This is a genomic window from Flavobacterium sp. 38-13 (assembly GCF_001899155.1).
In the GTDB taxonomy this organism is placed as follows: domain Bacteria; phylum Bacteroidota; class Bacteroidia; order Flavobacteriales; family Flavobacteriaceae; genus Flavobacterium; species Flavobacterium lindanitolerans.
In genome coordinates, this window is the sequence record NZ_MKVG01000016.1 from 140435 (window position 1) to 153315 (window position 12881).

6 protein-coding genes are annotated in these 12881 nt (G+C 38.7%); 1 reads left to right on the top strand and 5 read right to left on the bottom strand.

Annotated features, from left to right (window positions below):
• Positions 1-24: 24 nt before the first annotated feature.
• From BGO88_RS11155 to BGO88_RS11175, 5 genes are all read right to left on the bottom strand, one after another.
• A complete protein-coding gene (locus BGO88_RS11155; RefSeq protein WP_286706927.1) occupies positions 25-2781 on the bottom strand; it encodes an AsmA-like C-terminal region-containing protein in 2757 nt (918 codons plus the stop codon).
• Positions 2782-2906: 125 nt separating this feature from the next.
• Positions 2907-5810 (bottom strand): alpha-amylase family glycosyl hydrolase, encoded by a 2904-nt coding sequence (locus BGO88_RS11160; RefSeq protein WP_286706928.1) that lies wholly within the window; start codon positions 5808-5810, stop codon positions 2907-2909.
• Positions 5811-5863: 53 nt separating this feature from the next.
• Positions 5864-6964: a SusE domain-containing protein gene (locus BGO88_RS11165; RefSeq protein WP_286706929.1), complete on the bottom strand. Its 1101-nt coding sequence runs from the start codon at positions 6962-6964 to the stop codon at positions 5864-5866.
• Between the two features lie 22 nt (positions 6965-6986).
• A complete protein-coding gene (locus BGO88_RS11170) occupies positions 6987-8588 on the bottom strand; it encodes a RagB/SusD family nutrient uptake outer membrane protein (protein WP_056072537.1) in 1602 nt (533 codons plus the stop codon).
• Between the two features lie 12 nt (positions 8589-8600).
• Entirely contained in the window at positions 8601-11549 is a 2949-nt protein-coding gene (locus BGO88_RS11175; RefSeq protein WP_056072132.1) for a SusC/RagA family TonB-linked outer membrane protein, read from the bottom strand.
• Between the two features lie 226 nt (positions 11550-11775).
• On the opposite strand from BGO88_RS11175, the gene BGO88_RS11180 reads away from it, so the two are divergent.
• Entirely contained in the window at positions 11776-12801 is a 1026-nt protein-coding gene (locus tag BGO88_RS11180) for a LacI family DNA-binding transcriptional regulator (RefSeq protein WP_056072130.1), read from the top strand.
• Positions 12802-12881: the final 80 nt, after the last annotated feature.

Consider the following 12881-nt stretch of genomic DNA (forward strand, 5'->3'; position numbering starts at 1 on the left):
TCAATAATTATTTTGAATCTTGTCTTATTGACCTTCCGGCTTGGTTTCTTCTATTGCTTCGCCTGTTTTGCTGAATACTTTGATTTTAGGATTGTCTTGTGTTCCGGCAACCACGACAGGAATACCGATTAATCCGAATGGTGGCAATCCTACACGTATTCTGAGATTCAGCTTTCCGTCAAAGCTTGTTTCTCCTTGCAGGCGCAGTCTGAAAAGTGCCACTTTCATTTTAGTCTGCTCTATTGTAATAATATTGTTTTTAATCCTTGATTTGATGTCTACCTGACTCAAATCCGGATTGTCAATGCTTTCAAAGTCAGTTTTACTGCTTAGCTGGTTAAACAGTTTCAGTCCGTTGACTTTTACTTTGCTCAATGACACCACTCCCTTTCCTTCCAATGAAGGATAAACCGGTTTCATTTCTTCATTTAACTGGCCTTTTACGGTATAATCCAAAGAAATGATTCCTTCTGCTTTTTCTGCCGCCGTAGCCAAATTTCTAAACATTTCAATTTCGTTATAGGCTTTTTTAACGTTGAAATTTTTAGCTACGAAGTGGATATCGAAATTTGCCTTTTTAGCAGTAATATCATCGTAAAAACCATTAATACCAACACGGCATCCAATAATTCCAAATCCGATTTTCTGGAAAAGGAGCTTGCCCCTGTCCAAAGATGTACTTCCGGTAACATTGTCCAGAATGAGTCCGTCGTATTCCAGTTTTTTCACATTCGCCAACAGCGATACTTTCAAGTTTTCAGGCAGGAGAATTACTCCCGAAGCTGCTGCTGTTTTAGTATCCTGAACCGTTTTTTTCTCAACTCCTTTTCCTTTTTCAGCAACCGGTTCCTGAGCCATAAACTCATCGGCAACCACCAATCCGGAATTTACTTCAAAGTTTCCTTTGAGTGTGGCATTTTTCTCAAAAACAAAATTGATGACGTTTTCAAGTCGGCCTTTCATTGCAAAATCAGATTTCCCATAGTTAGCGCTGAATTTGTCAAAATTCATCTTGTCCTGATGGAAGGTAAAGAGCCCTTCTCTGATAAAAAATGGTTTCGGAAATAATTCTGAAGTTGTCTTTATATCACGCAGCAATAAACTGCCTTTATTGTTTAGTTTACTGTATTGTCCGGTTGTTGCATAGCTCTGTTTTCCTTTTAGTGACAGGTCTGCTTTTGCATATCCGGTAATATCAAGACCTTTTTGCCTGAAAACCTTATATATTTTTGCAATATCAAGCGTTCCTTTTGCCACGACATCATAATTCACATCGTCAAAATTGGACAGTAGCGCTTTTACATAAACCGGATTTTGTTCAAATACGAAAGAAGCCGGGGCCACGTCAATTTTAAGGTCTTTGTATTGGCCGGTTGTATTTTTGACTGCGGCAACAAACTTGATATCGGTAATCGGGTTCGGGTAATATTCTGTTTTCAGCAAACCGTTCTGAAGGTTAATTTTTCCATCGGTAATCGGGAACAGCCTTTTCTCACTATTGTATTGTCCTTTTGAATTGATATCTGCCAAAAGCACACCTTTCAGTTCCAGATTGCTTATTCCCATAGCGCCAATGGCTTTGCCTACATCCAACTTTGATTTTACTTTGGCTGTCAGGTCAATATTTTTAAGGCCTTTAGAATTTATTTTAGCACTCAGATAATCGTTTCCAACATTAAAATGCAATGTGTCGAGTTTTACCTCCAGTTGTTCTGTTTCTAACGAAGGTAGTTTGGTGTAAAACTTCAGGGAAATATTTGAGGTTTCAAACGGAGCATCTTTATAGGAAATATTTCCTTCCCTGATGTTCATTCCAAATGCCAAATCAGGTTTGCGGTTGAGCGATGCATTGTAATTTCCTTTGAAAGTAAGCAAAAGGTCTGTTCTTCCTTTTACTTTTGTTTTTTCCAACCAGGTAACATATTTAGGAGGCAATGCCGTGAAAAGGTCATTTAGCCTACTGTCTTGGGATTCAATTTTTATATCAATATCATAGCCGTCTTTCAGGAAGTTCATTTTCCCGATAAAACTTATAGGAAGCTTATTAATTTTCAGGTCGTTTTGCTGAAAAACAAAAGACAGCGAGTTGGTATTGATTTTGGTAATAAGGTCGGCATCAATCTTTTTGTTTTCGAGGTATTTTTCACCATCAAAAGTGAAATCCAGTGATTCGATTTTTGCTTCGGTGTACAGGTCAAAAATTGATTTGTCGAGATTACCTTTACCCAGATAATTAAATCCCCGAGCCTGGAGATTTACTTTTGCCGAAATATCCTCATATTTCAGCGCTACATTCCTGATATCAATTCTTTCAAGGCGAATTGAGGTTCCTGTCGTATCTTTTGAAGTTTCTTCTTTGTCTGAAATATATACGTTGTAATTGGCCTGTCCTTTTTCATTTACCTTGACATTGATAAGCCCTTTGGAAACGTAGATTTCATCAATATTTATGTTACCGTCAAAAATCAGATTTTTAAGATTGATTCCAAACGAAACGTCTTTTGCCGCTACCAGCGTATCGTTTTTATAAGGTGCCGAGCCTTTCAATGCGAAATCGTCCAGGGTTACCGTCAGAGATGGGAAGTGTTTAAAGAAAGACAGGTTGGATTCTGAAAAGCTCAATTCGCCATCCAGCTTTTTATTGGCAAAAGCTTTTACCTGTTCTGCAATCCTTCCCGGAAAAAGCATTGGCAAAAGAAACATCAACAACAAGATGCTTGCGATGGTTACTCCTGTAATTTTGAGGACTTTAATCCCTATTTTTTTTAGCGACGTTTTCATAGTGCAAAAATAATGGGATGAAACTTTATTTCCTAACAAGAATTTTCCTGTTTCAAACAAAAATGCCTTTTCAATTTCTCGAAAAGGCATTTTTAAAAATCTAATTTTAAAACTAACTCAAAAAACTATTGTTTCATCAATTTCAGTGTAGCTTCTTTATCTTCTGAATCTATCACTTTAACGATGTACATTCCCTGATTCAGATTTTCTACTGAATATTGGTGTTCGTTGCTAAATTCTCCTTTGAATTCTTTTACCAGCTGTCCGGTAATTGAATAGATGGAGACTTGTTTGGTATCCTTGCTGATATTGAAAATTCCTTTGGACGGATTTGGATATAAGGCTATAGCCGTTGTATTGAAGTCGTTTCTTTCCAATAACGCCTGCTTGTTTCCAAAAACCCTGAAACCGTCAACTTCAATAGGAATAGTCATGTTTGCATCTGTAACGGTGATTGGCGTACCGTCCATCAAATTATACCAGGTTCCTGTATATGGAAAACCTGCTGTAGCGTTGTAAACCGTATTGGTAGCATTGGTCAACACAAAAACATAACTCAATTCTGCCGTTTGTGATGTGCTTGTCCAGATATCGAGCCTTGGTCTTCCGGTTTGCGAAAAATTCCAGGCGTGAGTTCCGTTTTCAAAAACATTTTCACGTTTTTTGAATTCAATCATCTTGGCCCAATCGTCATATATTTTTTTTCTGGCTACATCTCCAAGCCAATTGTTTGCCCATTGTGGTTGTGGTTTTGTATCTAACTTACAGTCACCGGAAGTAGCATCATTGGGTGTATTGACAGTTCCGTTGTTACAGGTAAAAATAGAACTGTTGTAACCCAAATCTCCAAAATGATAAATCATCTTTGGACCGGGAACCAATAAATGCAACGCTCCCATAGCCGACATTCTTGCCAAAGCTTTTGGAAGATTGCCATTAGTCTGACCAGATTCAGTAAGTGCCTTATAGATTACTCTTTCTTCGTCATGGCTTTCTGCATAACCAATAAATCGGTCTGTCGCATCAGCAACTCCTGCTAAATTGGCACTGTTCCCTTTTAAGAAGTTTGCATAGGCGTCTGTCATTTTTCTCCACTGCATGATACCTTTAGAAATTCCGTCAGCATCACCTGTTTTTCTGTAATTTGCCCATTCTACTTCTTCGTTATACGAACCGCCTGCACCTAAATGTTCAAAAATCACATAGAAATTAGGGTCTATGGCCCATTGCATATCGGCATAATATTTTAGCTTGGCAACACGATCTGCCTGATAATTATTAGTACAACTCTCCTGGGCAGAACTACTTCCTGTGTAAGGACAATTTTGCGTAAATCCTTTGGTTAAATCCCAACGGAAACCATCGATTTTAAAATCGTTCATCCAACGCTGTATGGTTCTTTGTACATAATAACCCGTAAGGTTATTCGGTTCGTTGAAATGATTAAGGTCTCTCCCTACACTGTAAGAGTGCATTGCATTTTGATTGCAATACGGGTTTTCTGTAGTAACACCATTTGCCCAACCGTCGTTATCAGTATCTGTCATCCACATTCTTTCCAATGGCGAACGACCGTAAACGTGGTTTAATGCAATGTCAAAAATAACGGCAATACCATTTTGGTGGCACAGGTCGATAAATTCTTTCAGCTTTGCCTCTGTGCCATATCTTTTGTCTAAAGCCAAATGGTAGACGGTATTGTAGCCCCAGCTTTCATTGCCTTCAAATTCCATAACCGGCATAAGCTGGATTGCATTTATTTTAAGGTTTTTAAAATAATCTATACGGTCAATCAGATTCTGGTAGGTTCTGTTCGCATCGAAATCTCTTACCAGGACTTCATAAATTACAAGGTCCTTTTTGCTTGGTTTTACAAAGTTAGTTGTCGCTGCACTCCAATTGTAATTGTAAAATGCGTTGGGTCCGGTTTGAAGTACTGTAACTTCCCTTTCCTGGCCAGCCGGATAAGTTGGCAAGTTAGGATAAACACCCAATGAAGCAATTTCCGGATCGTCATACGGACTTAAAACCAATGTGGAGAACGGATCTGCTGTTTTAACCAAGGCAGGCGAATTAGCCGGAAGATTGGTCTGGTCGCAAACCCAATATTGGTAGGTATAAGCTGTTCCGGAAGTCAATCCTGACAGTTCTAACCAAAATTTCCCTGTAGCCGGGTCTTTTTTCATTGCATAGGCTCCCGTAGGCTGCCAGTTGTTAAAGCTTCCTGCTACATATACAAAATCTTTATTAGGTACATTTAACACCAATGTTGCCTTAGTTGGATCTGACGGGTTGTAATTGATTCCATCACCCATTCCGGCCGGCATGGCTGCGCTAATAACACCCGGATTTATAACCACTGCAAAGTTTTTTGTAATTGTAGTTGCTCCCTGAGTCACTTCAAGCGAATAATTCTGGTTTGAAGTAATTCCTGTGTGGGTATAAGAATAGGTTGCAGTGCTGGCATTCGTGTTGATGGTTGAACCATTTGATTTTAAAACATAACTGGCATTCCCACCGGTATTGTTTGCTGTTATCGTAAAGTTAGAACCCGAAGCAAGCATGGTGCTGCTGTTTTGAGCAGGTGCTGTCAGGTTCACCTGAAAAGTGCCAACCCTAAGCAATATGTCCTGAGATTTTTTATCTCCATTTCCATTCTTAGCCTTAATAAGAAAACCTATTCTTCCTATTCCTGTCCTATTATAAAAAGCAGTTGGAACAAAACTTATCGAATAGGTATCATTGGCAGAATTATAGGTCAGGCGGTTGGCTTCGTTAGAGTTCCCCCAATCGCCATTAGTTGGGCAGTCGGCATTGTTTTGGTCATTCAAATCGAAAGACCATGCCCAAATATAAAGGGCATTGCCTGCAACTCCCCAGGTCGCTTCATTAATACTGCTTCCGTTGAAAGTTAGTGTAATTGACTGGTTCTCTTCAAAAGTCGCCGGCGTTACCGAATAGGTTACGGTTTGTTGTTGCGACCAGGCATAAGAAGCAATCAATAAAAATAATAGGGTAATTTTTTTCATATTGTATTATTTAAAAAAGGCCGCCTGAAACCAGGCAGCCCTTTTGTCTTTTTTTATAAGCCTCCTACTACTGCTGTTCCGTCAAAATTAACAGTCAGTTCCAGGTTTGCTGTACCTCCACCAATAGCAAAGTTTGGAGCATCTGGATTGTAAACCACTTTTGGATCACTGTTTCCTACATTGAATTTCCAGGCATTACTAGCGATAAAATTCCCAGCGTTTGCCGCTCTGAATTTCATTTCTCCAGCAGCCAACGATGCAGAAATTGTAAATTTATTTGCTGCAAAATTATAAGTCATGGCTGTTTCATTGTCCCAACCACCTGCAGTAGCAGAACCTATAATACCCCAGTTCATCTTAACTGATTTGTATTTTAAGTTGTCAATATCAACCCAGATGTAGTAAAGTCCGTTTCCATCATTTTCTGCCACTTTGATATCACCACTATCTCCTGCATTTTTAAGATTCCCGTCCTGAACTCCACCAATTACACCGTAGTTCCCGTTATCCCAGGTTCCTTGCTCTCCAATAAACTTAAATCCTTCGCCTGCGGCTACTTTTACATAACCTTCGAAAATTTTAGTTGTCCCATTACCAATATAACGCAATGGCATTGCAGTTGTATTATCCCATTGGTTTAATCCGTAATAAGCCTGAGGTGCTCCTACAAGATATAAAACCGGATCAAGCGCCACATAAGGTGTTACTGATATTGTAGCCACATTACTGTAAAGCGGTTCGAAAGTACCATTAACACTTGCCTTTACTCTTACTTCATAGTTTCCGGTAACAAAAGCCTCCCCACCTGCACCCAGAACAGCTCCATTCAAAGTTTCAACAGAAACAGACAATTGGTTGGCTCCAATTACAGAACCTAAAGAACGCGGAGTTGCAAATTCATTGCCCACAGCATCTAATTGAAGTTCATAATTGATTGCGACATTTTGGTCAAAATTAGCAGAAGTCCATACAAAGCGTTCTGCTTGATTTGCTGCGTTTTCTAAAAGAAGCGTATAGGTATTTGCTCCTTCAGGGGCTACTAAAACCGGTGCATCTTTAGCCGTTATTACCGGTCTGTCTTCAACATCGTCCGAGCTACATGAAACAGCCAGGACTGCGAATAATGCAATTAATGATTTTGCTATATTTTTCATATCTATATGATTTTTACTTTTATTAATATCCTGTATTTTGTTGTAAAGTTGGGTTGGCAGCTTTTGCTCTGTCCGGAATCGGGAACAATTTCAAATGATCTGAAATTGGTGCTCCGTTAGCAGAGTTGCCTTTCCATTGCCATAGGTAAGAACCGCCTGTGAATTTTCCAAAGCGAATCAAATCCTGGCGTCTGTGGCATTCCCAATATAATTCTCTGGATCTTTCTGCCAGGATAAAATCCAGGTTAAGATCTCCCTGAGATATAGTACCTGCATTCGCTCTGGTTCTTAAAGCGTTTACATAAGTTACTGCTTGTGAAAGTGAACCTTGACCTCTGACTGCCAATTCAGCATACATCAGATAAGCATCAGCCAAACGGAATAACGGGAAGTCTGTATCGACAAATGCTCCTGTTGGATTTGAACCGTTAGAACCATCGGATCTTTTGTTAGTCCATTTAGTTACTGCATATCCTTGCGTTTCGTCAGCAATACTGGCAATATCCAAAGTCTGTCCTGTTGTATGGAACATCGCTCTGTTATCTGAGGCTCCTGTTACATCGGCAAATTTATTTACAAATTCTCTTCTTGCTCTTAGTCCTTTCCAACCACCATCAACTCCAAAGTCGCTCGCGTTCATTGAACTCAAAATAGAAGCGTGAACTAAATAATTGGTTCCTCCACTGGTTGTGTATTGACCATCAAAACGTACCGGGAAAATAAATTCATTTTGCGCTCCATTCACATCGTTATCTGCCATAAACAAATATTTGTAAGGAACGTTGGCAATCTGGTAAGTTGAGTTTAAAACTGCCTGTAATGCATCAGCAGCTTCCGCATATTTAGGTTGCCCTATGTATACCTCAGCATTCAAATACAGTTTTGACAAAAGCATTTTTGCAGCAATCTTGTCAACTCTTCCGTATTCATTCGTTCTTGACTCTTTCAAATCAGCATCAATAGCAATCAATTCATCTTTTATGTAATTGAAAACATCGATTTTCTCTCTCTGTTGCGGATAAAAGAATCCAACAGGATCATTTTCTGTAACAATAGGCACACGTCCAAACAAATCCATTGCATGGTAGAGTGACAATGCTCTTAAAAATCTGGCTTCTGCTCTGTACGATTTCATATCGTTCAGGATAGCCGGATCAACATTTCTGCTACCTACTTTATCCGGAGTCGATTGTCTCAGAAACTCATTTGCCAAACTGATTTGGTAAAAGGTTCTGGAATACATTACATAAATGAACTCGTTGTTGCTTGTCCATGTATGAGAGTTCATTGATGGCAAATTACCATCCTGCCACGCTATTACCGACTCATCCGTTGGTAACTGTTGCAACGTATAGAATGCTCTCAAATAAGGACTGAAGTCATTTCTGATTCCTTGCAAATCTTCACCTCCATCACCTTCCCCATTTCCGGCTTTTGCCAATCCAAGGTAAAGTTTTGCCAAAAACATTCTGTAAGCTTGAGGGTTTTCGTAGAATTTTTCAGCTGTAAAGTCATCATCATCCTGTGGCATTACATCTAAATCGTCCGTACAGGAAACGCCTATTGCCATAATGACAAGCAATAGCAGCGCTTTCTTCCCTAGTATGTCTAACATTTTTTTCATTTTCATATTTTTTTAAAAATCTATATTAAATCCTAGCATGAACATTCTTGGTCTTGGATAGATAGTCTTATCAATACCGCCATAAATTTCAGGATCTACTCCGTCATAGTCCGTAATTGTAAATACGTTCTGAACGGCTCCATAGACTCTGAATTTGGATTTCTTTGTAGCAAAAGGATTTTGGATGGTATATCCTAACGTGATGTTATCTAATTTGAACCATGATGCATCCTGAATATAATAATCAGAGAAAAGTCTGTTGTTTCCTTCCAATTGGAAACCTGAGTTCAAATAATCGGAATTAATGTTGCTGATTACGTCATTATAACGAACACCTGCCTGCAACACACCTTTGTTTGAAGCAACGTTATTATACATATAGTTACCTAAGCTGGCTCTCCATGCAAATGAAAGGTCAAATTGCTTATAGCTCATATTGTTCATCATACCAAAAGTGTAATCTGCATTTGGTTTTTTGTATCTGTATTGGTCGGCTGTTGAAATAACACCATCCTGGTTTCTGTCAACATATACACCTTCAACCGGTTTTCCGTTTGCATCATATACTTGTTCATATACGTAAAAGGCATTAGGGCTGTATCCAACAGAGTTGATTTGGATTTTGTTTCCACCACCACCGTCAATATCACCTACAGGGTTATCAGACGGGATGTCTGTAATTTCCTGATTGTTGTATGTTGCATTGAATGTTGTAGTCCAGTTAAATCCTTCTCCACGGAAAATGTCATAGCTTACGCTGAATTCGACACCTTTAGAAGTAAAGTTCCCGTAGTTTCTGAATCCCTGGTTGGCCAGGTTGGCTCCGTCAGGAAAAGGAACAATCGCTAACAAATCAGATGATTTTTTCTCATATAAATCCAAAGATCCTCTTAATCTGTTGTCGAAAAAGCCATAATCAATACCAATGTTTCTGGTTTCGGTTTCTTCCCATTTCAGTCCTTTGTTATAACCTTCAGGTCTTCCTACCGGAACAAAAACGTTTCCAAATTGGTATTGTGCCTGAGTTGTTCCTGTAGTATATCTTTCGATATAAGCGAAACCGTCATTAATATCCTGTTGTCCTGTGATACCCCATCCTAATCTTAATTTAAGATCAGAAACAAATCTCACATTTTTCATAAAGCCTTCTTGTGATATTTTCCATGCAAAAGCAGCTCCTGGGAAGTTACCCCATCTGTTTTCTTTAGAGAATCGGGAAGTACCGTCTCTTCTGTAGTTTAAAGTCAATAAATACTTATCATCAAATCCTAAATTCATTCTTCCAAAATAGGACTGTAAGTTTACTGTAGGTCTTGTAAATACGTCTGGTTGCGCATTTGGATCATAAACGTTTCCTGTTGAGAAACCTACCCATTTGAAGTTTTGGTACGAATAACCTCCTGTTACATCCAAATTGAATTTTCCAATTTCTTTTGAATATACAAGGTAAGCATCTAACAATTTGTTTTCTTTATTTTCATTAAAATAGCTATAGGCACCATAATTCTGGTACGTTCCGCCACTGTAGCTTCCTGTTTGGAAACCGGCAGGGCTAAACGGCGCCAATGTGTTAGTCCCGTTACCGTCCTGTTTATCAAAACCAACATTCACAACCGCTCTGATGTCTTCAAAGAAATGCAGTTTATAGTCAACCTGGAAATTACCATACATTTTACGGTTGTCTGTAATGTTTCTTCTTTGATTTAGCAGCGATACCGGGTTCTGTTGTGCTCCGGTAACTACTCTGTCTCCGTCTGGCTCAAGCCATTCGAAATAACCTCCAAAATAAGAAGATGGATCATAAACCGATTGTGTAGGGTCAAAGCTTAAAGCATTACCAATAGCTCCTTCATCTGCAAAACGGTTGTCCTGCCATGAAATATTGGCATTCAGGTTAATTTTCAAATGGTCATCAAAGAATGATGGGTTTAACGCCAATGAAGTTGTAGTCCTTTTAAATTCTCCTGTTTTTAATAAACCTGGAATTTGAGTATAACCAACAGACAATCTGGCTGGCATAACCCCAAATAAGTTTCCTCTGATAGATAGGTTATTATCTACAGACATACTGGTCTGGAAAATTTCATCCTGCCAATCTGTTTTTGCATTTCCAAGCAATCCTATTTGTGTTGGCGAACCTACCTGGTTTACTAATGCTCTGAATTGGTCGGCAGACAATACGTCTACTTTTTTAGCCAATGTATTTACGGTAGTGACAGAATTGAAACTAACCTGCATATCGCCCTGGCTTCCTTTTTTAGTTGTAATGATGATGACACCATTCGAAGCTCTGGAACCGTAGATTGCCGTAGCAGAAGCATCTTTCAAAATAGAGAAAGACTCGATGTCATTCGGGTTTATAGAAGCCAATACGCTTGTAGAACCTCCACTTGCTTCATTATCTAAAGGAAGACCGTCAATTACAATTAACGGATCATTTTTGGCGTTCAAAGAAGAGCCTCCACGAATTCTGATTGTAGACCCCGAACCCGGCGCTCCGCTGGTTGTAATATTCAAACCTGCTACTCTACCATTTAACAGGTTTTCTGCAGTTGCATTTAAGCCACGGTTAAAATCTTTTTGAGAAATTACCTCTACGGCTCCGGTAGCATCCTTCTTTTTAACAGAACCATATCCTACTACAACAACCTCATCCAATTGCGAAGCATCTTCCTGTAAAATAACACTAATAGTATTTTGTGAAGAATAAGTGATAGTGGTAGGTTTATAGCCCAAAAAAGAGAACGTAATTACGTCCCCCGATTTTACTCCGGAAAGCGAAAAGTTTCCATCAAAATCGGTTGTGGCTCCATTGGTACTGCCCTGGACAGTCACACTGACTCCCGGCAAGGGCAATCCTGAAACCTCATCTCTGACATTTCCATTTAACGTGTTCTGTGCCAGCACACTAAACGGAAGCATCAGTAATAAAAGCAACAACTTTTTGTAAATTGTTTTCATACATTTTGTTTAGGTTAAAAATGAGTTTGTTTACCTTATATTTTTACTTCGAATGTTAAATCTATGTAAATATTTTAGACAAAAAAATCGTTTTCGTAAAAGCACCAACCGAAAACGTTTGCGTGTTGAAAACTTTAGCAAATACTCAGATTTTTTACCCGAAAATCGCTATTAATAAAAATTAAATTTATCTTTATTCAGAAATATTTACCTGACATTAAATACTATGCGAAAAAAAGTCACGCTAAAGCAAATTGCCAAAGAATTAGACGTATCGATTTCAACTGTTTCAAAATCGTTAAGAGACAGTCCTGAAATTAGTGAAGACACCCGCCAAAAAGTGCAGGCTTTTGCCAAATTATACAACTACAAACCCAACCTGATTGCCCTAAGTTTAAAAAATAAAAAAACCAAGACAATCGGCGTCATTATTCCTGAAATTGTACACCACTTTTTTGCCACAGTCATTAGCGGTATTGAACATGTGGCTAATGAACACGGCTATAATGTTATCGTAACGTTATCTGACGAATCTTTTGACAAGGAAGTAATCAACATGGAAATGCTTGCCAACGGAAGTATTGACGGTTTTATCATGTCGCTTTCCAAAGAAACCCAGCACAAAAAAGATTTCCACCATATTACCGAGGTTATCAATCAGGGAATGCCTGTGGTTATGTTTGACCGTGTGACAAACGATATTTTATGCGATAAGGTTATTATTGACGATAATCTGGCCGCCTATGAAGCGGTTCAGGATTTAATCGACAAAGGATTCAAAAAAATTGCGCTGATTACTACCGTTGATTATGTCAGCGTTGGAAAGCTTCGTACAGACGGATACATCAAAGCACTTAAAACAAACAATATCCCTGTTGACCCAAAACTCATATTGAAAATAGAAGATATTGATATCTGCGAACATCAAATTGAAGAACTCATTAATAATAATGAAATCGATGCTGTTTTTGCCGTAAACGAATTATTTGCCGTAACGGCCATTAAAGCCGCAAAGAAAATAAACCTTAAAGTTCCGGAAGATATTTCGGTTATCGGATTCACAGATGGCATTATTTCCAAATATTCCTCGCCAAGCATTACTACAGTAAGCCAGAATGGAATAAAAATGGGTGGCAAAGCGGCCAAGATGCTTATTGAAAGATTAGAATCAGAACAGGAAGAAGATGAACATTACAGAACGGAAGTTATAGAAACTCACCTCGTATTACGAGAATCTACGCCATCGTTGTAGTTGCACTCAAAACACTGAATATCAAATAAATAAAAATATATTTTTCCTCTTTTGCCGATTGTTAAATATTCCATTTTTAA

Coding starts and splice junctions, on each gene's coding strand:
- BGO88_RS11160 (WP_286706928.1), bottom strand. CDS start 5,810: ATGAAAAAAATTACCCTATTATTTTTATTGATTGCTTCTTATGCCTGG.
- BGO88_RS11155 (WP_286706927.1), bottom strand. CDS start 2,781: ATGAAAACGTCGCTAAAAAAAATAGGGATTAAAGTCCTCAAAATTACA.
- BGO88_RS11175 (WP_056072132.1), bottom strand. CDS start 11,549: ATGAAAACAATTTACAAAAAGTTGTTGCTTTTATTACTGATGCTTCCG.
- BGO88_RS11180 (WP_056072130.1), top strand. CDS start 11,776: ATGCGAAAAAAAGTCACGCTAAAGCAAATTGCCAAAGAATTAGACGTA.
- BGO88_RS11170 (WP_056072537.1), bottom strand. CDS start 8,588: ATGAAAAAAATGTTAGACATACTAGGGAAGAAAGCGCTGCTATTGCTT.
- BGO88_RS11165 (WP_286706929.1), bottom strand. CDS start 6,964: ATGAAAAATATAGCAAAATCATTAATTGCATTATTCGCAGTCCTGGCT.